Below are 24,763 nucleotides of genomic sequence, written 5' to 3'. Positions count from 1 at the left end.
CGATGGACGTGAAGCGACGCTGATAGGTCATGGATGCTTCGCCGGTGTCAGGGACTACCAGGCGGGCGTTCGCTGACGCTTCGCTCTGTTCCAGGGCGAGCATATCAGCGCAAATCACCACGCCGCCTTCGAAACGTCCCGACACGCGCGGTCCTTCCCCGGTGTCGCCCTTTCCGAGGGTTATCACGATATGGTGTTGTGCGCGAAGGCGATTGGCTTTTTCTTCGAATTCGCGCCGCATTTCAAGCAATTCATGCCGGCGTTCTTCGGCGGCCTTTCGTCGTTTCTCGATATTCCTGCACATGGTGGCCACGAAATTGCTGGCCAGCTTCTTCGCCACAGCGGGCTTCTGAGGCCGCTCCTGGGCCGATGCCAGCAAGGTCTTCAACATGCGCTCGGCTGAATCCCGATCGGACGCCGAATAGACGAATTGTCCGAATTCCAGTTGTGACCGCAGATGGGCTTCGCGCTGCTCGAGCTGGCCGCCAATCCGGTTGCGCTCTGCGATCCAGGACTGCAATTCCTGGCGGATGCGCGCCAGCGAAGACGCGGCGAGCCGGTTGCCGGGCGCACCGCTCCGGAATCCATCGCGAATGTCGGCGACGCGGCCGATAAACGCGGGCACGTCGCGTTCAGCCGAGCCCGCGGAACTCAGGTCGTTCAGGACGGCATCGGCGACGCCGAACATGACTTCGGCCTCGTCATGGTCGCCGCGGTCTGGTTGTGCCGGGGCATTGGCTCGTTCAGCCGCGCGCTCGGCGATGGCGTAGGCCATGCCAAGAAGACCCTCGATTATGCGGTCGATGACGTCACGTCTTCCTTTGTCCCGCCGAATGGCGTCGGCCTGTTCTCGGGCGGTTTCGTCGCTCAAGATGTAATAGAGCGCATTCTCGGCCAGACGCTCGATTTCTCGATCGAGAGAATTGATGAGCGACTCGAGCGTGAGAACGCGCATCTTCAGTCGGAGCACCTCCGATGAAAGCCGCGCTGCTTCTTTGCTGCGGATCCCGCCGAAATCGCTGGCAGACAATTGTTTCCGAAATATGATCTCGAGCGGCAGGCCAGGCGTCGCGCGGAAACGGCCGCCCGACAAGCACCGCGATACCTGAATCCTGCCCCCGATGGCCTCCTCATGCACATCTATATCGGGTGCGATGATATTGCCCCGGCGAATGGTATCCACGACCACCAGGCGTTCGCCCGCAAAAAGCAATCTTGGGTTCTCGACGCGGCAAACATGCACGCTCCCCGCTTTCGCCACAACGTAGGCCTGGTCGATGATGTTCCGGGCGCGAATGCTGCCCATACTTGAGATGACAACACCCGAAATGTTGTGACGAACGTCACAGTGATGCGTAACGGCGAGCCGTCCCATCACGTATCCCGCCACGCTGCAACAGCCGTTCTCGACCACAAGGGTGCAATCATCCGGAACATTGCCTAGCAGCTTGACGTGCCCCGAATACCGGCGCAAGGGGCCTCTGGCAGAGATCCCGATGCCCGCAATCGAGCGAGCCGCGACATGCGGCGCGTCTTCAAGCTCCTTGGCATCCACGAAATGCACGCGCTTTGCCAGACCGGTCAGCCGAAGGTAATCCGGAAGTTCCTTGCGCCGAACCTCGATTTCGTTCAAGTAGGGCGCCAGCACAGAGCGCACGCGCGCGTACACGGTTCGATCCACAAACCGATCCGCCAACACGTACACGCAACAAAGGAAATCCAGTTCATCCCTTTCCAGCCCGAAGAGCTCGCCCCTTTGCACCACATCTATGAGGTCGCGCAGGACCCACTGGTACCGATGGCCCTCCGAATCCGGTGGCTGCTGCGCGTGTTCCGCCAGCCACGCATCAAGCTGCGCCTGCGCAGTCTCGCATACCTCCTTCTTCCTGTTGTGCCGCTCTTGGGCCTCGCACCAGGTCCGGCACAACGCCGCGTCCTCGAGGGAAATCTCGCGGAATTGCTCTTCGGTAGCCCCGGCTATGACTTCTACGAGTTTCTCGATCATCCTGGCAAATCCCACGTTGCTTTCGTATGCCGTCAGAAGCACTCGCTGATTGAATTCAGGAAAGGCGGCCGCAATATACCCCTTTCCGTGACAATTCCCGCGATCAGACGCGCCGGCGTTACATCAAAAGCCGGGTTGTACGCGTCCACACCCTCTGGAGCTATGCGCTTGCCGAGGCCATCGGTGATCTCGCCGCCGGGACGGTGCTCAATGGGAATGGCGTCCCCGTTCGCGGCCGCCGGATCGAACGTCGACAAAGGGGCGGCGACGTAAAACGGCACCCCGTGGGCTGCTGCAAGCACCGCAAGCCCGTACGTGCCGATCTTGTTGGCCGTGTCGCCATTTGCGGCGATGCGGTCCGCACCGGTCAGCACGAGCTGGACACGGCCCTCGCGCATGACTTGCGCGGCCATGTTGTCGCAGATGAGAGTGACCTTGATACCGGCGCGCATCAGTTCCCAGGCGGTCAAACGGGCGCCTTGCAGCAGAGGCCGGGTCTCGCTTGCGTAGACGTGAAAGGAGCGGCCTTGCTCGTGGGCGCGATACATCGCCGCAAGAGCGGTGCCATAGGCGCTCGTCGCCAATGCACCGGCATTGCAATAGGTCAACACCCCGCCGCCTTCAGGGATCAGTGCAGCGCCAAAATCGCCTATTCGCCGGCAGCAGGCCGTGTCCTCGTCGCGGATGGCGCACGCTTCCGTCTCGAGTGCGTCCATGAAGCCCTGCACGGACACGGTGCCCGCGTGTTCCCGGGCCGCATGCTGCATCCGGCGCAAAGCCCAGAACAGATTGACCGCGGTCGGCCGTGCGGTTTCCAGACGTCCCGCCGCCTCGTCCACCGTCCGCAGAGCGGCCGAGACGTCTTGTGGGCGGTTTTCGCGCAGGCATACCACCACGCCGAATGCCGCACAGACTCCGATGGCCGGCGCTCCACGGACCCGAAGGCTGCGGATCGCATCCCAGACGGCTTGCAGCGAGTCCAGGCGAACCTCCCGATACTCCAGCGGCAACAGCGTTTGGTCGATTATGGATAGTTCCCCTGCTCGCCAGATGACCGGCGTAAGATTCATACAGGAGGCTCCTTATGTCTAACCTTCCGGTAGGCTACCCAAGTGCGGCGCGTGAGGCAAGTTTTACGTTACACCCGAAGCCATGATAATGATTTGACGCAGGGCGCGGGTTGGCCGCCAAGACCAACCTCAGATGCGAGCGTAATGAGGCAACCAGCCATCATTACCAGGCGCGACCGTGCGCCCGCGCGGCTGGCCGCTCTATGTCCCCGGACGAGGTATCTCGTCCAAAGCTCCTTGGGAGGAGCTTGCGTGACCGAACGGGCCCGGCGGCAGCCGCTGTCTGTCCAAGAACATCGACCCCACCGGATGTATCCGCCCCCGCACAGTTTCCAGCACAGAATTGATTGTTTACGCAGGATTCACGCCGTCGTTAATGGTTGGTTTTTTCTCGATTCGTATAATTATTATTGCAAGTCGCATAATATATGGTATAATTGCAACTGGTCCGGGACAAGAGACCGGCCCAGACTTTCCGTCAAGATGGATTTCGAGATGGGTAAATTCGGAATTATCGGGAATTTCCGGATATATTCCATTGATTTTCGTGATACAATGGTTAGCAGGATGGCGCGGGTTTTTATTGACAGGACTCCTGAGGAGGAGTGTCCCGGTCTTGGGGAGAGAGCCATGAGGTATCGAGGATTTACCCTGATCGAGCTGCTCGTCGTAGTAGCCATCATCGGGATATTGGCGGCGATCTTGTTGCCAGCACTCGCGCGGGCCAGGGAAGCCGCACGCCGGGCCAGCTGCGCCAACAACCTCAAACAAATGGGGTTGATTTTCAAAATGTATGCAAACGAATCGCAGGGGGAGAAGTTTCCTCCGCTTCGGTTCCGTGACGGTACGGCATGCGACCAAGTAACCAGCGAAGCGATTTTGATATGGACCCCGGAAGGAGCTTCCATTTACCCCGAGTATATGAGCGACGCAATGATTCTGCTGTGTCCATCTGATCCGGACACTGCGGACGTACTTGAAGGGGGCGCCTTCCACTGCAATGGCGAGCTGGATTCCGCGATCTGTCCGTGCCTGATGTATCCGATTTCGTATTTCTACTACGGGTGGGCCTTGACACCGGAGTACTACCTGACAGACAGGGATGACCTTCAAAGCACGGACCCCGCCCTGGGTTTCCTTTCAAGTGATTTTCTTCTTGCGTTTATCGAGATGGTTACGGGTGTCGTGGATGCGGCCACGCTCGAGGATGCCGTGACTGCGGCGGATCGCGATGTGCTGGTCGGAGAAAAGACGGCTTACAGGTTGCGCGAAGGAATCGAACGGTTCTTTGTGACGGACGTAAACAATCCGGCAGCCGGGTCAATCGCCCAGAGCCGCTTGGTGGTCATGCACGACTCCGCGAATGCTGATGTGACCGTAAACAGCGTTGATCTGCTCGGAAACCCCTATACCGTCAATGAATTCAACCATGTACCGGGCGGCGGCAATGTCCTTTTCATGGACGGCCATGTCGAGTTCATCCGGTATCCGGGCGAGTTTCCAATCTGCGCCTCGTGGTCCATCCTCTTTGCGCACGTGAAAAACTTGCTATAATCACCCTGCCTGACTGTTTCAGGTGCTGTGTTCGACACGCCGGGAGCCTTGGTCTTCAAACAGATTACGCATGTTTGCTTGCGGGTTTCGTGACGCGTGCTTCAAGCACTGCGATCCGGTGTATGCCAACCCGGCGGGCGGGCGGAAGTATATGCAATTCGATGATTTCGGCTTACATCCCAGTTTGCTCCGTGTTCTGGATACGGAGGAGATTCACACTCCCACCCCGATTCAGCATGAAACGATCCCTGCAGTGCTCGCGGGGCGCGATGTTGTCGCCGTGGCGCAGACGGGCACGGGGAAGACCTTGGCTTACGTGCTGCCGGCCCTGACGCGCCTTGCCGAAGGCCGCATTCGGGCAAATATGATGTTGGTGCTCGCGCCAACCCGCGAACTTGCGCAACAGGTTCATGAGGTGATCGTCCGGACGGGGAAACCCCTGGGCATTGGCAGTGCCGCGGTGTACGGCGGCATGGGATACGGGCCTCAAATCGACGCATTCAAGAGGGGAGTGGCCGTGGTGGTCGCGACACCCGGCCGCCTTCTGGACCACATGCACCGCGGCCACGCCCGGTTCAACGACCTCGTGGTGCTCATTCTGGACGAGGCGGACCGCATGCTCGATATGGGGTTTCTTCCCGATATACGCAGCATTCTTCGAAGACTCCCCACTGGGCGGCAGACCGTGATGTGTTCGGCAACGTTTCCGCGGGAAATCGCGCGGCTTGCCGACGAGTTTCTCAAAGACCCCCAGCGTATAGAAGTCGGGCAGATTGCCAAGCCCGTCGAGACGCTGCGTCAACTGCTGTATACGGTTGAGGCCGAAGGAAAACTTTCGCTGCTGCGGGAATTGCTGCTGGACGAGAATATTGACTCCGCCATGATTTTTGTGGGCACGAAACCGCGCACGGAGCGAGTGGCCAAGGCCTTGCGAAAGCACGGTTTCAAGGTACAGGCGCTCCACGGAGACCGGTCCCAGCGCCAGCGCAACGAGGCGCTTGCCGGGTTCCGGTCGGGCAAGTACCGCTATCTCGTAGCAACCGACGTTGCCGCGCGGGGGCTTGACATCGAGGCCGTGAGTCATGTGATCAACTTCGATATCCCCGAAAACGCCGAGGATTACATCCACCGCATCGGCCGCACGGCACGGGCAAGCGCCGACGGTGACGCGCTCACGTTCGTTTCGCCGTCCGACCATCTCGCGCTGGAAGCCATCGAGCGGGCTCTGGGCCGGAACCTGCCCCGTGCCGATTGGGAGGGAGCGGTGCCCGTCATTTCCTTGTTTCAGGCGTCAGGCGGGGAAACCGCCCGGGGGCGGCACGGCATCTCGTACCGGCGGCGGCGCAGCGGCCTGTTCAAGTCGCGGTAGGCCCCTGAAACGTCGTCCGCCGACGGTTGTATTAGTGAACAGTGACCTTTGCCTGTGCTATCCTATCATTGCTGAAGTCTAAACAGGGCGTGCATCGGGGCGGCGATGTGAGAGCCAGCCCGCTGACCTGCCGGAGCAAGTCCCAATGCGGCGGCGAGGTGCCCACGCACAAGAAATGGGGAAGCAATCTTTTTCTCATGTTGTTTCAGGTTGACACAGGCCAGCGGCCCGGGAGCGTATAACTCAGGGGCACTTGAGAGTGCGGCGCCAGAGGCGCGGCGCACTGCACCCGCGCAACGACAGTCTGTGATTAAGGATATGCTATGTGGTTGTCTCGAAATGAGTACTCTCTTGCCGACTGGGAGCGCTTTATGGCGCAGACCCGAGCGGAAGTGCGAGACGCGGCCAGCGATTCTGAAGCATGGGCCGCGGCGGTTCGCAGTTCACGCCATGTGCTGCGCAATTACAGTACCAGCTTCTTCATCGTCACGCGTTTCCTGCCCCGCGTAAAGCGCGATCAGGTCGAGGTCATCTATTCGGCTCTCCGGTATCCGGACGAGATTGTCGACTCGTTCGCGTGGGATGAATCGCGCAAACTTGAGGCGCTCGACGTCTGGACCGTCCAGTACGATGCGGCTCTTGCGGCGCCGTCGCTGCGCGCCGCGGTTGAGGCAGGGACCCCGGTGTTTGCCGCCGCATTTGCCGAGGTCGTCCGGCGAAACAACATTCCCCACGAATACTACCGCGATTTTCTTCGCGCCATGCGCCTCGACGTGTGTCCGGCGCATTTCGAGACGTTGACGGACCTTATCGATGGATACGTCTATGGCAGCGCGATCGTAGTAGGCTATTTCCTGGCGTACGTTTATGGTCCGGCGCGCCCCGAGGATTTCCCGAGAGCCATACGTTCCGCGAGAGACCTTGGGATCGCGCTGCAGCTCACGAACTTCGTGCGCGACGTCGCCGAGGATCAGCGGCGAGGAAGGCAGTACCTCCCCATGGAACTACTGCGGGCAGAGGGCATTGCCCGCATGGACACCCTAGATCCCGCGCAAAGCGAGGCCATCTCGCGTGTTGTGCATCGTGTGGCAGGGGAGGCAGAGGTGTACTACGACCGGGCGCGCGCGGACCTCGATGCGTTCTCTCCGGATAGCCGGACTGCCATCCATGCCTGTATAGAAGTCTATGGCCGCTTGAACTGGCAGATCCGAAACAGTCGCGAGGGTTTTCTGCACCGGGAGACTGTGCCCTTCCGGGACAAATTCAGGCTTCTACCGGCGAGCAAGTACTGGCGCTTGCCACTGTCTTTCTTGCATTCGTGACTCCCGGCGTCTGTTGAGCGCCGCGTCTTCAAACTATGCTTATGCTTGGAAACCGCTGTCAACATGCCAATACCGCGTCTCCTGTCGCCGTGATAGGAGGGGGACTTGGGGGATTGAGCGCGGCCATACATCTGCGCCTGGCAGGATTCCCCGTAACCCTCTACGAGGCGAACGAGCGTCTGGGCGGGCGCGCTAACCTCCTCGAGTCGAATGGTTTTCGATTTGACACGGGACCGTCCCTCCTCAATTATCCCTGGGTCTTCGAAAACCTGTTTCGCGCGGCCGGCGCCCGGATGGCGGACTATATCGAGCTGTTGCCCGTGGAACCCGGCGTGGCATTTCAGTGGCCCGACGGAACCCGGTTCGCTCTCTCGAGCGATCTTGTAGCTCTGTTGAGGGCACTGGAATCCGTCGAACCGCGTGTTGCGCCGGGGCTTATGCACTTTCTTGCGGACGCGGGAGCCAAGTATGACCTGGCGTTTGCAAAATTGGTGACGCGCAATGTTGACAACCCCCTGCGATGGTTGGTGTCGATGCGGCCCGGGGAAATCCTGCGCCTGAGCGTGTGGCGCTCCCTGTACGGCGAGCTGGACCGTTTCTTCAAGAGCCGCCATATTCGCGAAGGGCTGGGGTCGTATGGAATGTACCTGGGCGGCTCCCCCTTCCAACTGCCGGGTTTCTTCTCGATCCTGCCGTATGGAGAGCTCGCGTACGGGTTATGGCTGCCGCGGGGGGGAATCTACGGCCTCGTCGAGGGCCTTGAACGTCTCGCGCGCGAAACAGGAGTGGCAATCCTGACAAGCACCCCGGTCGAGCGGATCGAGACCGCCGGCGGCGCGGTGCGGGGGGTGCGGAAAGCGGGAGGCGGAATAGACGCCTTTCGGATTGTCGTCTCGAACGTGGATGTGCCGACGACCGACCAAAGCCTCCTCGGCCACGAACCGCTCATCGAGAAGCGGCGCCGCTCGAACGCGCGGACGCGCATGACGCCTGCCGTGCTGACGTTTTACTGGGGCGTGCGAGGGCAGGTCAAGGGGATGGGCCACCACACCATCTTCCTGCCCGACGACTATCCCGGCGCCTTCCGTGACTTGTTCCGGGGCAGCACGGTTCCGCGCGGCCTTCCTTTCTATGTGAGCATCGCCTCGGCGACCGACCCCCGGCTTGCACCCGAGGGCAACACAACGGTGTTCGTGCTCGTGCCCTTGCCGTTACTGAGCAGGATGGGCGACGTGGACTGGGCACAGTGCGTTGCGAGCATCCGGGCCCAGGTGCTCGAGCGTTTGAGACAACACGATTGCGACCTGACCGCGGCCCGGATCTGCGTCGAGCACGTCTATACCCCGAACGACTGGCGAGAGCGTTTTGGATTACACGACGGGTCGGCTTTCGGCGCGGCACACACGCTGTTCCAGGTAGGCCCGTTCCGCGCCCGAAACTACGCCCCAGAGCTAGAAGGCATGTACTACACCGGCGCCAGCACCACGCCGGGCACGGGAATGCCCATGGCGGTACTGAGCGGCAAGCTTACGGCGGAGAGGATACTGGCGCATGAACGTTGAGCGCATAGGTAATGGACCGCGCGCGTTCGTCGGCGTGCACGGGTGGGCCGGCAATAGCCGCACTTTCCGGCGGCTTTACGACTACATGCCTGCTGATGCTTCGTTCTTTGCCATGGACCTTCCGGGCTACGGCGATTCGGTGGCGCCCGCGGAGCTTACCCTCGAGCCCGTGCTCGAGTGTATTGCCAACGCGATCCGGCAGGCGCCCTCCGGCGACATCACCCTCGTGGGCAACTGCGGCGGCGCTCAGCTCGGTCTGGAAACGCTGCGTGTATATGGATTGAACGTGCCCCGGGTGCTGCTTATCGACCCGTTTGCCTATTGCCCCTGGTACTTTCGGCTATTTACATGGGGAACGTTTGGGCGCAACGCGTACTATACGACATTTGCCAACCCCCTGGGACGCTTCATCACCAATAACGCCCTTCGGAAACGGCGCCGCCCCGAAACCAATCTGACCTCCGCCTTTGTCAAGGTAGACCACGCTGTGGCGCACCGCTATCTGTGCCTCATGCTCACTTTGGCTGACAGCCGCCGATTCAAATCCCTTCAGGTCGACGTCGACATCGTCCACGGCGACCGCACCTTCGCGGCGGTTCGGCGGTCGCTCGACATATGGCGCGAAGTCTTTCCGGGCGTTCGCATTCATGAATTGCAGGGAGCGGGCCACGAACCGATCCGGGAAGCGACAGCGCAGCTTGCCGGCATCCTGTTCCAAACACCCTGCAACGGCAGAACGCCGGCATCTGCCGAGGCGGCGCCATGACAGCGCTCACCACGATTGTCTTCCTGCTCTGTTCGTTTGTCTTTCTCGTGGTTGTGATGAACATGGCCTTATGGCCGGGGGTGCGCAAGAAAGAGGGCGAGGACGTGCCGGCAGTATCCGTCCTCATCCCGGCACGGAACGAGGAACGGCGGCTCGGGTCGTGTCTCGACTCGGTTTCCAGGCAGGGGCCGGCGGTGGCGGAAGTGCTGGTGTATGACGACCATTCGACTGACGGCACGGCGGACCTCGTCAGGGAATACGCCGCCCGCGATGCCCGCATTCGACTGTTGCCCGGCGTTGCCTTGCCCGACGGATGGTTCGGCAAACCGTTTGCATGCGCTCAACTGGCCCGGAACGCCGCTTCGGAATGGTTCCTGTTCCTGGATGCTGACACGGCTCTGAGCGCGGACGCGGCCGCGAGGATGGTTAACGAAGCCCGCGCCCGCAACGCCACCTTTTTGTCGTGCTGGCCGGCTCTCGAATGCCGCACCTTCTGGGAGAACGCCCTCATGCCCATGTTGAGCTTCTGTGCGTTCACGCTGTTTCCCGCTCATCTGGCGCTGTCGCGCAACGATCCTTCGCTGGGACTGGCCCATGGGGCGTGCATACTTGCGCAACGCGACGCGTATCGCTCGGTAGGCGGGCATGAGGCCGTACGCAACGAAATCTTCGAGGACACGTGTCTCGCGCGGCTCTGGCGGGTGCGCGGCCAACGGAGCATCTGCCTTGACGGGCAGGATGTTGTGCGCGTGCGCATGTATGAAGGTCTGGGAGACATCTGGCGCGGGTTTCTGAAGAATTTCTACCCGGCGTTTCGTCATAGGTGGGGTTTCCCGCTGTTCTTGCTGTTTCATTTCACGTGTTTCCTGCTGCCCTTTCTAATGATTCCTCTAGCGTTGATGATTGATGGCCCCTGGCACTTGTTCGCGGCGTCTGCCGCGCTGGTGGTTGCCATGCGCGCCATAATGGGGATGCGTTTTGGACATCCCTTCTGGTCGAGCCTGCTTCATCCGGTGGCCGAGGCGATGTTCATCGCTCTGGGCATTTCATCGTGGTGGCAGTGCCGCTCCGGCCGTGGCGTTGAATGGAAAGGACGGCGCTACCATGCGGGCGCCCCGGTGGATAAGCCATGAGCAAAGACGCCGGACACGCAGTGGTGAGCGGCGGCCGTACGCCCGTGGTGCGCTTATCCGCGAAGATCGCCGAGGAGTTGCTCATCCGCCATGAAACGTAGGCTCTTGCTCGGCATGCTGGTCATTCCGTACGCCGTGTTGTGGGCGGGCGGGATGGTCTCCTACGTTGTCTCGGGACAGCCCGAGGAGCACATGCGGTGGGCCGGACCTCTATTCATGATGCTGGCCGCCGTACTGGTTCTCATCTGCTCCACCAAACGCTATCAGATGGCGCTCGTAATCGGAGGACTGGCTGGATTCGCGGCCGAGATTCTGGGGGTTTGGACCGGGTTCCCTTTCGGCGAATACCAGTACACGCAGGCGTTCGCCCCATTGCTGCTCGGCGTGCCGTTGGTGATGGTGTGCGCGTGGGCGGTGCTCGCGGGGTATCTCGACGTATTGCTCCGGCCCTTTATCCGGCATCCGATGGTTCTTGCGCTTGCCGGCGCAGCGGGATTGACCGCGATAGATCTTGTGCTCGACCCCGTAGCCGCGGGGCCCATGCGTCTCTGGCAATGGGGCCACGCGGGCCTCTACTATGGCATCCCCATCAGCAATTTCGCCGGCTGGTTCGGGACGGGCTTTGTTGTATCCGGCGTGCTCTCGGCCGTTGGGCGCCGCGAAAAGGTGTCCCCGGCATTGCGTATCATCGGGCTGAGCCTGGTCGTTTTTTTCACCGTGATCGCTCTCGGAAGCCGGTTGTTCGTTCCGGGATGCTGGGGTCTGGCGCTATGTGTTGCTCATGTGATTCTCGTGCATGCGGCCAAGGGGCGCGGGGGATGCGCCGAGGCGTCAGCCGAAGGTTGCGGGAAACCGGACCGCGATTGAACGAGAAAGCGTCATACATATCAGCCGAGAGCATTGGAGGCGGGTTCACGATGCCGAATAGCCGCTAATCACGGCAGGAGCATCTGCGCGAAGGGAGATGCCGCGTGCTTTGTTTTCTCGTCATGATTTGTTGCGCTGTGACGGACGGGGCTGCGCAGCACTACACGTTGCAGCATGAAGACGTTCTCGCCGATGTGGCGGTGTCGGATGTGAACGGCGACGGGCGCGACGACATCTGCGCCCTGTCCGCGCGCGGGACCGCGGACCGGGGCACGTATTTATCTGTATACCTGAGCCGGCCCGACGGAACCTATGCGGAGAAAGCTGATTGCCGGCAGGAACTTCCACCCACCGTCGGCGGAGTGTTCTTTGCAGAGACGGATGGGGCCCCCCCCGCGGAGGTCGTGGCGGTGGATACGGCCGGGGCTCATATCCTCGCGTTGCGAGACAAGGCATTCACCCAGGTCGCCGAGCCGCGTTTCGTTTCGTTGTTTCCGGCCGGACTCGAGTTCCCCCGCTTTCTCGATAACCAGGTCGTTGACGTTGACCGTGACGGCGTCCATGAGTGGCTGGTCCCCCTTCCTCACGGCTACGGTCTGCGCGAGCCGGGCCGCGAAATTGCCACCATTGGATGCCATGTGGCGGGAGCGGTGGCCCACGACAGCGCTTCCCGCACGCACTTGCGTTACGACTTCCCGGGTGTCGTGCCGTTTCCCTGGGAAAACGACGCGTATCAGGCGCTGGCTTTCATCAATACGCACACGGTCGAGTTTGTACGGGGACCAGACTGGAATGATCTTGTCACCTCGGAAATCCCCTTCAAGAAAGCGCCCGAGCGCCTGTCCCCAACGCCGTCCGGGGCCTATGCGGACACTTTCCCAAAACCGCCAAAACCCCAAGCGCACGCTGAACTCCACGATTTGAATGAGGATGGCCTGCCTGACTTGCTTGTCACGGAAGCGCAGGGAAGCATAGATGTCGAGACGTGCACACGCATCTTCTTCGCGCAACCCGGCTGCACCTTTTCACAAGAGCCGGACATGCAATTCGTCAAGTCCGGCGCCTTCGCCCAGCCCACCGTCATCGACGTTAACGGCGACGGCCTGGATGATGTCTTCTTTTTCGAGTTGTCATTCGGACTGAAATCGATGGTGAGTTATCTCGTTCGCGAGAGACTTACGCTGCGCCTGGAAGCGCACTTGAACTCGCCCCACGGTTTTGACGCAACTCCCCGATATCGGAGCCGGTTCACGCTCGCCGCGCCTGACGGAACCAGAGAGGGCATCCTCGCACTCGGCGATTTTACCGGGGACGGCCGCATGGACGCGGTCTTCAGTCCTGACGGAAAAAGGTTGGGACTGTTCGAAGGCCGCGGCGAAGAACTTGTTTCCCAAGAGCCTGCGGCAACATTCGATATCCCGCCATATGGCGCAGCGAAGACGTGCGATCTCAACGCCAACCGCCGCCGCGACATCGTGGTGTTCGAAGCCGGCAATAAAGGAACGCGAGACATCCATGTGCTTGTCTTTTAGTCCTGGTCGCGAAGGCGCCGAATCTTTTTCTCTGCGTCTGCGCGCATGCGTGGATCAATGCTCTCTGGCGCGACGCCGCGTTAGACGCTTCCGGGCCTCGAACCACAAAGGCGCGAAGATGCCATCGAACAATCCGCGGCAAGGCAGCGCGGCCTGAGGCAAAGCGCTATCGTGTTCAGGGTTCGGCTATACCGCTCTTGACCACGTCGGTCTTGCGTCCAAGCACGGCGGTAAGGTCCACGCGTGGGAGTGCGGGCGTTCGGGTGATAATCTCCTTGGTCCCGTCAGGCATGAGAAGGAAGGTGTCTTCGGATTTCACCCCCGGCGCGGAGGGGTTCCACGCGAAGGCTTGCCCAAAGACCGCATCGATGCCCGTGATATCCCGCACTTTCTTCTCCCATCTGGTGTCAAGGATGGGAAACGATTCTTGGGGGGACGCCTTACATGTGCGGCCCGCGTAACCCGTTGTGCCGCCCTGATGGTGGTTATGCCATTCGGTCGCCGAGAAGCGCATGGCGGTATAGGCCTGCTCGCACTGGGAAAACACGTCGCCCAAGGTTTTGCCGGGCTCGGTGGCCTCGTGCAAGAGGGTATCGACGCCGCAGATGCGGGCGTACGCGGAGGGGATGCGGTCGGGCAGCTCGCCGACTCGCTTGAACCGAGTGACAGACGCCACGAGGCCTTCTCTCAGGAGAGAAAGAATGATCATCACATACCCGCGCACCAGGACCTCCCGCATCTTGTCGGGAAGGAGCGGCGCCGTGGTCGGCAAGGGGTGGCGGAACTTGGTGATGCGCCGGTCCGCCGCGATCAGGGCGATAGGTACCTGGCAACGGCGCTTGGCGCCTTCGCCTATGAGCAGCGCGGCGATATCGGCTTCGGCCATGCCTGCCTCGGCCCCTTCGACGGCCGCCGTGACGGTCTCAGCGGCCAGCTTGCCCAGATGGCGGTACTTCTCGAGTTCGTTGATCGTCAGCAGCGAGCGTATGTAGGCCATCTGAGCGTTGACGTTCTTGCCGAGGCTCCCATCATCCGATACGAGAGTCCCCGTGAATTCGCGTTCCGCCAGTGCCGCCGCCGAATCCTGAAACCACATGAACCTCCGGATTTCGCAGCCGTAGGGGCGCAGTTCCTCGGCGATGACACGTATTTCTTCGATATTATTGCCGATAAAACAGGCGTCGCCAGCGGACGTCACAAAGAGCGAACTCGCGCCCATATCGGAGCACAACGACACGTAGTTCCGTTTTCCCGCGGTTGCCATCGCGAAATTGTCTGTGCGGGAAAGCAGGATCCCGTCGTACTGATGGTCGAGCAAGAACGCCTGAATAAGACCGATGCGCACACGGAAAAGTTCGAGTTCGCTTAACATGGCTCGCTACCCTCTCGCTGCCGGTGGCCTCGAGGCCGCCTATTTGCTCAGGATCGAATTCAAGACCGGGGTGATGGCTTGGGCCATGCGCAAGAATCCCAAGTCCGTCGCATGGGTACCGTCGACGGTAGCTTCGGCGTCGTCGCCCAGCAGAGCATCGCACGGGATGTAGTGCAGGTTCTTTACGCCCGCCGCTACAAGCCGTTCGTAAGCCGCTTTCAGCTCGACATTCTTTTTTTCGTAAGCCTCACGCATACCGGGAATGAAATACCCTTCCTGATAAATGATGTTCTCCATCAGCACTATGGGGGTTTCCGGGCGGGTTTCCCGCAGGAGTTGCACCACCGGCTCCGTCCGCGCGGCGATCTCCTCCGGACCGAGATTCGGACAGCAATCAACGACGAACATTTCCGCGTCCAGTTCCGCGATGAACTTCGCCATCTCCGGCTCCATCTGTCCGTTGCCCGAGAAGCCGAGATTGATCGTGGGCCGGTCCATCATGCGTCCCACGATTGCCGGGTAGGCCATCCCGGGCCGCGCCGCGCAACCGCCCTGCGTGACCGATGTTCCCCAGAACACGATGGGTTTGCGTGTGGCTTCGGGCCGCTGCGGAGGAACCGCGAGGGTAGAATCCGGCTGAACACCGATGTGCACAGTCGTGACCCCGTTGTATAGCGGCAGGTACAGGAGATATTCGTGCATCCCTTCCGGGATTCCCGAGAGCAGCTTGGCTTGCATCGTAGTGGCAGACGGACGGCCGTTTGCGACCCAGAGCCACCTGCCCCCATCCTTGACGTATAAGTCCAGGCCGCTGACTCCCGTGGCGGGCATGTGCGCCATGGCCAGGCTGGCGTCCCGCAAGACCCAGCGCGCCCCGATCGTGGGCGAGTTGGTCATGAAACGGACCGCCATGCCCGCCGAATCGCGGCTGAGGTCCCAGACTGGCGGACGCACCACCCCTTCCGCGCGCGCAGGGAGGCGGTCATACGGAGCAGCGGTGTCGGTCCAGCCCCTGCCGTCGACGGGAAGGCTTGTTGCGTCGTACCAGAGCAGTTCATCGCCGAACTCGCTGGTAGCCGTGGCGGGGTCAACCGGAGCCGGACCGGCCGTAGCCTCCTGCGCGGAGGCATATCCGGCTCCGAGTATTACTGCACCCCAAAAGGCAATCATGGCGGCATACGATTGATGCAAGACAGTCATGACACTTCTCCCCACTTGTTTGGTCTCCCGTGTGCTGAAGGAAGGCCATTATAACGGAAAACGCCGGGCAAACGGAGCAGCAAATGGCATCACCATGTGCGAAAGGCTTGGAGGGTCTTCCACGCGCAGTTGTCCCATGTGTATTCCGCCGCCGCGTTGGTCATGTAGAGAGCGCGCCGCTTGCGCTTTTCCGGCTCGATATCCATGGCCCGCTGAATAGCCGAGGCGATCATCCCGGCGTTCTGAGGATTGCAGTAGATTGGCGCGTTGCCGGCAAACTCGGGGATAGCCCCGACGCGTCCCGCCACAAGCTGAGCGCCCGCCCGCATGGCCTCCAGCACCATGACGCCAGAGCCTTCATAGAACGAGGAGCACACCACGGCCTCGCAATGCTGATACAAGGCGGCCAGCGCGTTCTCGGGACACTGCTGGATGCGCATGACCCGAGGGCCCCAGTCGCGAAACTCGCGGTCTCCGGGAAGCCCCGCAATCACAAGACTGTGCGGGCCGCGCGACTCGAAGAACTGGAACGCCCGCAACAAGCCCTCGACGTTCTTCGAGGCCCGCGTCGCCCCCACTGAAAGAAAATAAGGTTGCTGCACCCAGCAGGCCTGAGGTTCGGCAAACACATCCGAAACACCCAAGGGCGCCACCACCACCCTGTCCAGCGGCACCTCCAAAAGCTCGAGAAGCTGTCTGCGGATGAATTCAGACGGAGCCACTATCGCAACGGCGTTTTCGCACGTTTGCACGACCCGTTTGACCATGGCCTTGTCGCGCCAACGGCCCTTCGCGAGCGGTTCGAGGATGAACTGCAGGTCCATCGTATACAGGACTTGGGGGACGCGCGGCTTGACCGGCGCCGTCCGCAGAGAAGAAAAGAGAACGTCGATGCCCGCGCTTTCGATGGTTTTTGTGAACTCACGTTCGGATGCCGGCAACCCGATTACGCTCGCGTCCACGGGCTGTTCGAACACCACACGGTCGCATCCCGCAAAAAACTCGTTGTTCTGTGCGCTTGTAATGAAGATCCCTGTCGTCTCCGGCTGCAAGTCGCGGACCCGCGCAAACACCTTGCGGAGATAAACCGTCTCCCCGCAATAGCCGGGTTCGAGGGACAATGCGTTAATACCTATCCGCATAGCGCTTGCTGAGCGTTTCCTGAATGGCGGTAGTGGAATGCGTTTACGCGCTGCTATTCAATATACCCTAAATCGGCCAGACGTTTCCGGACAGCTTCTTCCTCCTCCGGGGAATAGTCTTCCGATTCCATCGAAATCACCCCCCGTTCGTCAAGGAGATCCAGGATTTTTTCCGCGGCGAAATCGGGCGTATCGTGCGGGCTGACCTCCACGGTCTCATCAGCGCCCGAGGACGATGAAGATTGGCCCAGTAAGACCGCAACGCCGGCGAAATCCTCGCTGGGCTTCCGGTCCGGCGGGCATACGTGACACCCGAGTTCGGCCAGGCGGCGAACCAGCGCATGAGCCGTTTCAGCAGCCCCCTCTCCAACAATCCGAACGGTGTACCGATGTTTCACAGCAGGCTCTCCTCGAGTGCGCCTCCCCTCATGTCCGCGGGCGCCGGCACATCCATCAGACGCAGCATGGCCGGAGCGATGGATAGAAGGTCAAGACCCTCGATTTCCTTTCCACCCCGGCCGGTTCGATCATCCAGAATGAATATGCCGTGATAATCGTGGTTGGCGTCATCGGGGCCGGTGTCATTCTCGAAAGTAAAGATGTCATCGAACCCGACCGAGCCCACCGAGCGCCACCCCAGGTCCCCCCAGTACACGAGCAGGTCCGGGGCAACGCCTTCGACGTTCTCGTAGATGTCCTGCGGCTTGAGGGCCCGGTTCCCGAGCAACTGCCCATTGGGACCATGCATCTCCTGGATGCGGCTGATCAACTCGTCGCGAAAAGTCTCGTAAGCCGCCGCGGGGACCTGGCCCTCCGGCTCGCGCCCCGCGACGTTGAAGAACATCCGCCCGTAGTAGCCGCCGCTGCCCCATACCCGGGTGCGGGCCCAATCGATGTCGCAATCCTCGATGCGGGCGCGGCGCTCGGGCCTGCGTTTCAGCGTGAGCAGCCCCTCGCGAAGCAGCCATTCGTTGACGCAAACGCCTCCCACCATGCTCTTGGCCCCATGGTCCGAGACCAGCATCACGGCGGTATCCTCTCCGGCCAGCTCGACTAGTTCGCCGAGGCGGGCGTCGACCGCCTGATAGAAGTCCCGAAAAACGTGCTCGAATGGGTTGCCGGGCACGAATGCAGGATGAGTCGGCTCGCAGAAGCGCCAGAACGCATGGTGGAGCCTGTCGATGGCCATGTCCACCACCATGAAGAAGTCCCAGGGCTTCGCTTCCATCAGATGCCGCGCATAGTGAAACCGGTTCTCCATGAGGGCATACAGCCGCTCGAGCAAGGCAGGCCGGTCCTCCGTCCGGAAGTCCTTCACATCGATAAGATATTCGCCAACGGCCCGGCGGAGCTCCTCTTTGAGCGGCCTTGGATAGGTGTACGGGGCATCTTCGTTGGGCGTCAGAAATCCGGCGACCATCCAGCCATTCACGGGGCGCACCGGATACGTCTGGGGAACGCCCAGCACCACCACCCTTTTTCCGTGCCGGGAGAGAATGTCCCACACGCGGGGCTGGCGGACAGCCGAGGCATCGGCCGTGAACATGTTGTCGTAGGAGTAGTCACGCCGGTTGCGGAAGCCATAGATACCGAGCGTTCCCGGGTCCTTCCCCGAGAGCATGCACGCCCATGCGGGGACCGTGATCGGCGGATGGCAGCTTTCGAGCCTCCCCCAGCAGCCGCGGCGCATCAGCGCGCGGAGGTTCGGCAGTTCGAAGGCATTCGGCCCGAACACAAACTGGGGCGTCGCGCAATCAAGGCCGAGCACCAGGAGGCGGCGGCTCATTCACCGTTCTCTTGGGCCCACTCGATGAGGATCTTCGCGACCTCGGGGCGCGTGAATTCGGGCGGCGGCATCTCGCCCCGTTTGAGCATCTCGCGTACCTTGGTGCCGCTCAGAAAGACGCGGTCCTCGTTGGTGCCGGGGCACGTCTTCGGGGAAGCCATCGATTGGGTGCGTTTCGAATAGAACGCGTGTTCGAAGAACAGCGGGGTGATGGCGATCTCCTCGGGATCGAAATCGTCGAAAATCCGTTGAGCGTCGTAAGTACCGTAGAAGTTGCCTACGCCTGCATGGTCTCTGCCCACGATGAAGTGCGTGCAGCCGTAGTTCTTGCGGATGATGGAATGCATGATGGCCTCTTTCGGCCCCGCATACCGCATGTTGACCGGCATCAGCGACAACATGACATGGTCTTTCGGGTAATAGTTGTCGATCAGCACCGAATAGCACTTCATCCGCACTGAGCCGGGAATATCATCGCTCTTGGTGGTTCCCATCAGGGGATGGATCAGCAGCCCGTCGCAGATCTCAAGGGCGCATTTGGTGAGATACTCGTGCGCGCGGTGGATGGGGTTCCTCGTCTGAAACGCGACGATCCGCTTCCAGCCTTTCTGCTCGAACGCCGCGCGGGTCTCGGCGGGCGTCAGGTTGTACTCTTGGAATTCGATCGTGCGCGCCTTGAGCACATCCAGTTCGCCCGCAAGAAAGACCTTGCCGAGAGACATGGTGTACTTCACCCCGGGGTGGGAATCGTCGGCTGTCAGATACACCTTCTCGCAAAGCTGCGCGTGGTCCAGGGAGAACTTCTCGGAGAGATGCAATATCGCTACCACGTCGCCCTGGTCGTCCTGAATGGCCACCTCAGAACCCAGCTCGAGTCGGTCGGCAACCTCCGCCTGCACGTCCAGCAGAATCGGTATCGTCCAGGGAATGCCGGGGCGCAAGTGCATGCTATCCAGCACGGAAAGGGCTTCTGCTTCTCCCATGAAACCGGTAAGGGGGCTGAACAACCCCTTGGCGATGCCATCGATGTCGAACGCGGTATAGGCATCCACGGTGATGGATGGCAAGGCCGCGGCTTTGCGCTGCGCGGCTTTGAGCGCTTCTCCCGTGAGCAGTCGGTTTACCAGCTTTCCGCCGTGTGGTGCGATGGCCATAGTCGTCCTCCGTTCGGTCCAATTGGCGCGTTTCGCGCATGAACATAACAAAACCGCGCCACAAGGGCGCGTGAACCTGGCAAAGACACAAAACACCAGTTTAGCAAGACCCGATGTTTCGACTCAAACGGGCGAAGCGTACCACGGCACTACACGGCCCGGTGAGTTCCGGCTCCGGCGCGGCATCTGCCCGTTTCACAAGGCCTGCGCGGACCGTTCCCCCATCCGGCTGGGGTCGGGTCAAGACCGCGCACTCTCTTCCTTCATCTCCAGAATGCGCTTGTTCATGCTCTGCAGGCGCGTGCTCAAGGTACCGATGATGTTGAGCAACATCTGGATGGCGACCTTCTTGGTCATAAGCCTTTGAAAGAAGGTCTCGCTCATGATGAACAGCTGGGTCTGCTCGGCCGCGACAGCGGTGGCGCTGCGCGGTTCATTGTTTATGAGCGCCATCTCGCCGAACATATCCCCCGTGCGGAGATCGGCCAAATGCTTCTGCCCGTCGAAAAGGCTTACCCTCCCGGCCAAGATAACGAACATCTGGTTGCCCGTCGTCCCTTTGTAGAAAATGATGTTGCCCTTCTCCATAGCCATGGTCAAACCGCGCGAAATGATCTTGTGGATGTCATCCGGGCTAATCCCTTTGAACAGGGCCACGCGATTGGCCAACATTTCATACTTGGGATTAAGCGTCATACGTGCAATCCTTTCTGGACATCCTTTCGGTGCACCCGTACGCGCCTGTCGCCGCCCCATGTCTGCATCCGGGCCGCGCGGACCTGATCCGGTTCACCTCCCGTCGGCTAAACGACGTAGATGTAGCGGCTGCAATTGGGGCACGTATGGATATGCTCAGGGTCCTGCCGCACCTGCTGCACAAACTGTGAAGGCAATTTCATAAAACAGCCTTGACAAGTATCGCCCTCAACCGGAACCAGCGCTGGCGGACGCGCTTTGCTGAGCCGATCGTAGTGCCGGATGAGCCGCGGCGACACGAGTTCTCGAATGTTGTCGATGCGGCTGCGAATCTGCTTCTTGCCCGACCGCGCGTTGGCCAGCATCTCCTCGCACAACTGCAGGCGCGCCAGCAGGATAATCTCGGCATGGCCATCCGGCACCTGCTCAATGGCGGGGTCCGCCTTGACTTTCCGCACTTTCTGTTCGGAAGCTTCCGAGAAACTCTCGGAGGCCTTCTCCAGCAGCTCGAAGATCTCATCTTCGTTTTCCGCATTCATGATCTTGGCGAGATTGTGAGGATCGCTCAGCAATTTGGCGACGGTGGCTACGAAATTGAGATAGGTTGTCTGCTCGCTAGGCGGATAGCATATCAGGAAAATGATGTTCACCGGTTCACGGTCAACCGCGCGGAAATCAAGCCCCTGCGGGACGCGCCCCACGGCGCACGCGAGCCCTTTCATGCCGGTGACTCTGGCGTGGGGGACGGCGATCCCCTTTCCGATGCCCGTGCTCTCCGTGATTTCGCGGGCCAGGATTTGGTCCAGCGCCGGGCCTACGCTCGTCATCTTCTTCTTCTCGAACAGCAAGTTGATCAGTTCTTTCAACGCGTCCGCTTTGTTATCAGCCTTCATTTCCGAAACGATGCACGATTTCATGATATACTTGGTAAGATTCATCGAAGCACCAGTCCCCTTGCTAAGCAAGCGTGTTGACCTTTCTTGCCGACGGGTGTAACGAGTTTTGGCGCCCGGGAAACGCCGTGTAAGCGTACCCTCTCGTTTGCAGCCCGCTGGCGGCAGTTTTCCTTAGTACCATACGGTGGTGATAAGTGTGGGATCTTGGGCATTTACTCCATGGTGATTTTCGTAACTAAACGTTTGCGTAACGATTTTGACCTCAACCTGGTTCTTTTCCAGCCAGTTGTTGATGATTTCGTCCATCTTTTGAAGGGATTCGGCGCTCACCTTCGTCTGAAACGTGCGGACTCGCATGGCTGCCCTCTCTTCAAAACCGGCCTGGCGGTGCGGCCCAGCATACCTCGGGCGCTTGATACACGCCCTTAACCCCTGCTTACCGCTCAAAAACCAAACGCAGTATACCATGCCAGGGAGCCGGACGGGTAGTCTACAGTGCGGTACACGCGATCGCGATAATCTCGTCCGCGATCTCGGCCAGAGACCGCCTATCCGTGCGGATTACATGGTCCGCAGCGGCCTGGTAAAGCGGCAGTCGCGCCTCCAACACCTCCTCGATCTCGTCCAGGAACGACTTCTTCCCCGTGATTGAGGGGCGTCCCCCCTCATCTTTGATGCGATCTTTGATCGTGCCAGCCTCCGCGATCAACAAGAAAAACGTGCCGTTGGCCTTGAGCGCCGCGACATTCTGAGGCCGCTGAACCACGCCGCCGCCCGCGTCAATCACGGTGTCCGTCATGCCCGCCGCTTCCGCACAGACTTCTGCTTCGAGGTCCCAGAACCGCTCCCATCCATATTGCTGGACGAGTTCCGAGATGGAACACCCCGCCCGTCTCTCGACCTCGTCGTCTATCCGGAAGACCTTGCGGTTGGTGCACAACGCCACGAGTTCCGCAATACTCGATTTTCCTACTCCGCGGAAACCAATCAGAACGATATTCATCCGGAATCCCTTGCCTTGCCACTCTGGCGCATTGGGCTGCCTGTATATCCTGCGTTTCGCGACGGATTTCTACTCGGACACTTCGACATGCGTTATTCCCGAGGAGACCTCTCCCGAAGCGTCGGTAACCGACAGCGTCAACGTGTAGGTTCCACACGTCTTGTAGGCGTGTTGGACCGTGCGCTCTTTCGATTTGCCGCCATCGCCGAACTCCCACTGCAGCTTCTTGACAGTTTGAGGAGTGAGAACGGAATGTCCCAGACCGTATACAAACGGCGGTTCCAAGCTTACAGGAAGACGCCCCGCCGGGCTATACAGCCATTGCAGCGCGTCGAGGGCCAGGGGCGTGCCCGCTTTCACTTGCACGGCCTCGTCGGGCGGCTTGACGGCGATAGAGCTCTTCCCCAGGAGGGCTTCGGCCACCGCCCCCATGGCCGCCGAAGACGCCGCCGGGTCGCAATACACGACCACAATGGCGTCCGCCTCCTTGAGATCCCCCAGGGTGCTCGGATAGCCCACGAGGACTGCCACGACTCGCGCGCCGATATCCTTCAGTTTACTGATCAGTTCGATCTTGCCTTGGGCCCGGATCTCGTTGGTAAGCACTACGACGACCGTTCGGACACCTTCCGCACGGGACGTCAGCCGGTGTATCTCGAAGTCGTAGATTTCGCCGCCGTGTTTCGCCGTGGCGATGTTTTGCTGTGCGACATTCTTCAGGTCCTTTTTCAGAAGGTCGCGCAGTTCCGATACGCCAATCACCCCGGTTATGCCAACAGGGGCCGACCGCTCTCTGGAAAGCGGAAGCACACCGTTTTCGTTCCGCACGATGGTGATGGAACGCCGCTCGATTTTTCGGGCCGCCTCGGGATAAGCGCTGCGTTTCTCGAGCCGGTCAACGGCTTTTTCCTTCGAGGGCTCCTTCGAGCGAAGCTTCAAGTCATCCTTGAGTTGGAGAACCCGGGTTACCGACACGTTGATGGCCGCCTCCGAAAACTTGCCGTCCTCGACGGATTTCACAATAGTCTCGACGGATTTCATGACATGCAGGCCCGGGTACTGCCAGAGCAGCATATCGGCGCCCGCTTTCAAAGCCGTAACGGCCGCGTCTTCCTGCGTTGCGCCCTTCGAGACCGACAGCCCGTCAATAGGGCCGGCAACCACAATCCCCGGATACAGAAGCTCGTCGCGCAGCAGCTCCTTCATCACCTTGGGAGACAGACTGGCGGCGCCGCGGTCCTTGTCCAGATGTGGCGTAAGAATGTTGCCTACGAGGAGCATGCGCGCTCCCCCCAGGATGGCGCGCTTGTAGGGTATCAGGTCCTGGGCTCCCATGGCCGAGGCCGGCGTCATAAGCATCGGGGGCGCGTCGCCGGATTGGTTCCAGTACCCGCCGGGGAACCCCGTAAACAGCACCGCGAGACCCCGCTCGGCGAATGCCCGCAGAAAAATCTCCGCCGTCTCCCCCACGAAGTCGGGGTCAGAGCCAAGACATTGCAGGCCGCCTTTCGCGTTCGGCAAATCGGGAGCCAGCGCAAGACATGGGCCTGCCTGAAACGAGAACCCCATCGCGGCGAGGTGTTCCGCGTACAGGTCCGCCAGACCCCGGGTCGCCGTAGGGTCATCGGCCGCGGCCACGGCGAGCATCGTCGGCAACGGTGCAAAAAAGTCTTCTTTCCGCATGCCAAACGCCACTGGCAACTCGGCCAGGTCCGCTCCGAGCAGCACCGGAACCCCGTACCGTTTTCGAACAGGATTGCTCTGCAGCGCGGCCGCATAGTCGACTGCGTTGCGCGGCCGGGTCAGATTCGAGATGATCACGGCCCCCGGGGTGTAGTTCTCCAGCAGTTGCCGCTCAGCGGCGTCCGGGCCAAGACGTCCCTGCAACGTCACCATCATGAGCTGAGCCACTCGCGTGCGCAGACTCATTTCGGCAATGGCGGACTCGATGGTCCACGTTGCGGAAGACTCTTCCCCGCCCTGTTTTTCCGCCTTTTCAACCGTTTCAGACAGCCCAAACCCGCGCACCTGGGCCAACGCCGTTCCCGTGAGGCAGGCCGCTGCAATCCATATCGCCACCGGTTTCCAATACGTCATCGCCTTGCTCCTCGACGTGATTCTAGCAGCGCCCTGAGGCCGGGACAACGTGTATGTCCTCGGGGCCGGCGTGTAGTGTGAAGGCAGCGGCAGCGCGAGAAGCCGCCAAACGCGCAGGCGGACGTGCCACGGAAATCATCGTGCTGCCGGTGTTTTGGGCGGAGGCCGTCCGCCTCTGCCCGGTTGACGACCCCAAGAGCTCCGTCATTTCCCCGTGCCTCCGGGGCACCGGGCTCG

General features: G+C 60.8%; 21 protein-coding genes. 8 read left to right on the top strand and 13 right to left on the bottom strand.

The genetic code is table 11. The annotated features are described in order from the left end of the window. Both PLJ71_15225 and mtnA read right to left on the bottom strand, forming a co-directional pair. A partial coding sequence (locus PLJ71_15225) for a hypothetical protein (protein HQM50040.1) occupies nucleotides 1-2,005 on the bottom strand: 2,005 nt, incomplete at its 3' end. A gap of 32 nt (nucleotides 2,006-2,037) precedes the next feature. Then, complete coding sequence (gene mtnA, locus PLJ71_15220) at nucleotides 2,038-3,075, bottom strand: S-methyl-5-thioribose-1-phosphate isomerase (GenBank protein HQM50039.1); 1,038 nt, start codon at nucleotides 3,073-3,075, stop codon at nucleotides 2,038-2,040. Between the two features lie 630 nt (nucleotides 3,076-3,705). Between mtnA and PLJ71_15215 the strand changes: the two genes are divergently transcribed. The 8 genes from PLJ71_15215 (at nucleotide 3,706) to PLJ71_15180 (ending at nucleotide 13,180) form a co-directional block, all read left to right on the top strand. Continuing rightward, complete coding sequence (locus PLJ71_15215; GenBank protein HQM50038.1) at nucleotides 3,706-4,629, top strand: DUF1559 domain-containing protein; 924 nt, start codon at nucleotides 3,706-3,708, stop codon at nucleotides 4,627-4,629. Between the two features lie 151 nt (nucleotides 4,630-4,780). Then, nucleotides 4,781-5,998, top strand: a complete 1,218-nt coding sequence (locus tag PLJ71_15210) for a DEAD/DEAH box helicase (GenBank protein ID HQM50037.1) — start codon at nucleotides 4,781-4,783, stop codon at nucleotides 5,996-5,998. Nucleotides 5,999-6,321: 323 nt separating this feature from the next. Further along, nucleotides 6,322-7,320 carry a phytoene/squalene synthase family protein gene (locus tag PLJ71_15205; protein ID HQM50036.1) on the top strand — a complete coding sequence of 333 codons (999 nt, stop codon included), beginning with the start codon at nucleotides 6,322-6,324 and terminating at the stop codon, nucleotides 7,318-7,320. Between the two features lie 41 nt (nucleotides 7,321-7,361). Beyond that, on the top strand, nucleotides 7,362-8,882 hold the full coding sequence (gene crtI, locus PLJ71_15200; GenBank protein HQM50035.1) for a phytoene desaturase family protein: 1,521 nt from the start codon (nucleotides 7,362-7,364) through the stop codon (nucleotides 8,880-8,882). Further along, on the top strand, nucleotides 8,872-9,648 hold the full coding sequence (locus PLJ71_15195; GenBank protein ID HQM50034.1) for an alpha/beta fold hydrolase: 777 nt from the start codon (nucleotides 8,872-8,874) through the stop codon (nucleotides 9,646-9,648). Before crtI ends, PLJ71_15195 begins: the two co-directional genes overlap by 11 nt. Further along, nucleotides 9,645-10,781, top strand: coding sequence for a glycosyltransferase family 2 protein (locus PLJ71_15190; protein HQM50033.1), 1,137 nt, complete (start codon nucleotides 9,645-9,647; stop codon nucleotides 10,779-10,781). The genes PLJ71_15195 and PLJ71_15190 overlap by 4 nt, the downstream gene beginning before the upstream one ends. Nucleotides 10,782-10,871: 90 nt before the next feature. Next, nucleotides 10,872-11,648, top strand: coding sequence for a carotenoid biosynthesis protein (locus PLJ71_15185; protein HQM50032.1), 777 nt, complete (start codon nucleotides 10,872-10,874; stop codon nucleotides 11,646-11,648). A gap of 104 nt (nucleotides 11,649-11,752) precedes the next feature. Continuing rightward, a complete protein-coding gene (locus tag PLJ71_15180) occupies nucleotides 11,753-13,180 on the top strand; it encodes a VCBS repeat-containing protein (protein HQM50031.1) in 1,428 nt (475 codons plus the stop codon). 175 nt (nucleotides 13,181-13,355) lie between these two features. Here PLJ71_15180 and PLJ71_15175 read toward each other — a convergent pair whose 3' ends face one another. The 11 genes from PLJ71_15175 to PLJ71_15125 form a co-directional block, all read right to left on the bottom strand. Further along, the gene (locus PLJ71_15175; GenBank protein ID HQM50030.1) at nucleotides 13,356-14,552 is read right to left on the bottom strand and encodes a hypothetical protein; all 1,197 of its coding nucleotides are present in this window, start codon (nucleotides 14,550-14,552) and stop codon (nucleotides 13,356-13,358) included. Nucleotides 14,553-14,591: 39 nt separating this feature from the next. Next, the gene (locus PLJ71_15170; protein HQM50029.1) at nucleotides 14,592-15,752 is read right to left on the bottom strand and encodes an SGNH/GDSL hydrolase family protein; all 1,161 of its coding nucleotides are present in this window, start codon (nucleotides 15,750-15,752) and stop codon (nucleotides 14,592-14,594) included. Between the two features lie 89 nt (nucleotides 15,753-15,841). Further along, on the bottom strand, nucleotides 15,842-16,894 hold the full coding sequence (locus tag PLJ71_15165; protein ID HQM50028.1) for a glycosyltransferase family 1 protein: 1,053 nt from the start codon (nucleotides 16,892-16,894) through the stop codon (nucleotides 15,842-15,844). 53 nt (nucleotides 16,895-16,947) lie between these two features. Further along, on the bottom strand, nucleotides 16,948-17,292 hold the full coding sequence (locus tag PLJ71_15160; GenBank protein ID HQM50027.1) for a hypothetical protein: 345 nt from the start codon (nucleotides 17,290-17,292) through the stop codon (nucleotides 16,948-16,950). Continuing rightward, complete coding sequence (locus tag PLJ71_15155; GenBank protein ID HQM50026.1) at nucleotides 17,289-18,680, bottom strand: alkaline phosphatase family protein; 1,392 nt, start codon at nucleotides 18,678-18,680, stop codon at nucleotides 17,289-17,291. Before PLJ71_15155 ends, PLJ71_15160 begins: the two co-directional genes overlap by 4 nt. Then, nucleotides 18,677-19,834 (bottom strand): sulfate adenylyltransferase, encoded by a 1,158-nt coding sequence (sat, locus tag PLJ71_15150; protein ID HQM50025.1) that lies wholly within the window; start codon nucleotides 19,832-19,834, stop codon nucleotides 18,677-18,679. Before sat ends, PLJ71_15155 begins: the two co-directional genes overlap by 4 nt. 240 nt (nucleotides 19,835-20,074) lie before the next feature. Continuing rightward, the gene (locus tag PLJ71_15145) at nucleotides 20,075-20,530 is read right to left on the bottom strand and encodes a cyclic nucleotide-binding domain-containing protein (GenBank protein HQM50024.1); all 456 of its coding nucleotides are present in this window, start codon (nucleotides 20,528-20,530) and stop codon (nucleotides 20,075-20,077) included. Nucleotides 20,531-20,637: 107 nt separating this feature from the next. Continuing rightward, entirely contained in the window at nucleotides 20,638-21,468 is an 831-nt protein-coding gene (locus PLJ71_15140) for a PTS sugar transporter subunit IIA (protein ID HQM50023.1), read from the bottom strand. Between the two features lie 129 nt (nucleotides 21,469-21,597). Then, on the bottom strand, nucleotides 21,598-21,783 hold the full coding sequence (locus tag PLJ71_15135; protein ID HQM50022.1) for a hypothetical protein: 186 nt from the start codon (nucleotides 21,781-21,783) through the stop codon (nucleotides 21,598-21,600). A gap of 133 nt (nucleotides 21,784-21,916) precedes the next feature. After that, entirely contained in the window at nucleotides 21,917-22,429 is a 513-nt protein-coding gene (locus PLJ71_15130) for a shikimate kinase (protein HQM50021.1), read from the bottom strand. Between the two features lie 69 nt (nucleotides 22,430-22,498). Further along, nucleotides 22,499-24,526, bottom strand: a complete 2,028-nt coding sequence (locus PLJ71_15125) for a glycoside hydrolase family 3 N-terminal domain-containing protein (protein ID HQM50020.1) — start codon at nucleotides 24,524-24,526, stop codon at nucleotides 22,499-22,501. Between the last annotated feature and the right edge of the window lie 237 nt (nucleotides 24,527-24,763).

The organism is Candidatus Hydrogenedentota bacterium (assembly GCA_035416745.1).
Lineage (GTDB): Bacteria > Hydrogenedentota > Hydrogenedentia > Hydrogenedentales > SLHB01 > UBA2224.
The sequence above is the reverse complement of the archived record's forward strand: the minus strand, read 5'-3'. Positions and strand labels throughout refer to the sequence as shown.

Bases quoted from the DNA above. Each gene is read 5' to 3' on its own strand.
- PLJ71_15140 (HQM50023.1), bottom strand. From the start codon at position 21,468: ATGAATCTTACCAAGTATATCATGAAATCGTGCATCGTTTCGGAAATG.
- PLJ71_15135 (HQM50022.1), bottom strand. From the start codon at position 21,783: ATGCGAGTCCGCACGTTTCAGACGAAGGTGAGCGCCGAATCCCTTCAA.
- sat (HQM50025.1), bottom strand. From the start codon at position 19,834: ATGGCCATCGCACCACACGGCGGAAAGCTGGTAAACCGACTGCTCACG.
- PLJ71_15175 (HQM50030.1), bottom strand. From the start codon at position 14,552: ATGTTAAGCGAACTCGAACTTTTCCGTGTGCGCATCGGTCTTATTCAG.
- PLJ71_15125 (HQM50020.1), bottom strand. From the start codon at position 24,526: ATGACGTATTGGAAACCGGTGGCGATATGGATTGCAGCGGCCTGCCTC.
- PLJ71_15190 (HQM50033.1), top strand. From the start codon at position 9,645: ATGACAGCGCTCACCACGATTGTCTTCCTGCTCTGTTCGTTTGTCTTT.
- PLJ71_15155 (HQM50026.1), bottom strand. From the start codon at position 18,680: ATGAGCCGCCGCCTCCTGGTGCTCGGCCTTGATTGCGCGACGCCCCAG.
- PLJ71_15205 (HQM50036.1), top strand. From the start codon at position 6,322: ATGTGGTTGTCTCGAAATGAGTACTCTCTTGCCGACTGGGAGCGCTTT.
- PLJ71_15185 (HQM50032.1), top strand. From the start codon at position 10,872: ATGAAACGTAGGCTCTTGCTCGGCATGCTGGTCATTCCGTACGCCGTG.
- PLJ71_15165 (HQM50028.1), bottom strand. From the start codon at position 16,894: ATGCGGATAGGTATTAACGCATTGTCCCTCGAACCCGGCTATTGCGGG.
- PLJ71_15130 (HQM50021.1), bottom strand. From the start codon at position 22,429: ATGAATATCGTTCTGATTGGTTTCCGCGGAGTAGGAAAATCGAGTATT.
- PLJ71_15215 (HQM50038.1), top strand. From the start codon at position 3,706: ATGAGGTATCGAGGATTTACCCTGATCGAGCTGCTCGTCGTAGTAGCC.
- PLJ71_15170 (HQM50029.1), bottom strand. From the start codon at position 15,752: ATGACTGTCTTGCATCAATCGTATGCCGCCATGATTGCCTTTTGGGGT.
- PLJ71_15210 (HQM50037.1), top strand. From the start codon at position 4,781: ATGCAATTCGATGATTTCGGCTTACATCCCAGTTTGCTCCGTGTTCTG.
- crtI (HQM50035.1), top strand. From the start codon at position 7,362: ATGCTTGGAAACCGCTGTCAACATGCCAATACCGCGTCTCCTGTCGCC.
- mtnA (HQM50039.1), bottom strand. From the start codon at position 3,075: ATGAATCTTACGCCGGTCATCTGGCGAGCAGGGGAACTATCCATAATC.
- PLJ71_15195 (HQM50034.1), top strand. From the start codon at position 8,872: ATGAACGTTGAGCGCATAGGTAATGGACCGCGCGCGTTCGTCGGCGTG.
- PLJ71_15145 (HQM50024.1), bottom strand. From the start codon at position 20,530: ATGACGCTTAATCCCAAGTATGAAATGTTGGCCAATCGCGTGGCCCTG.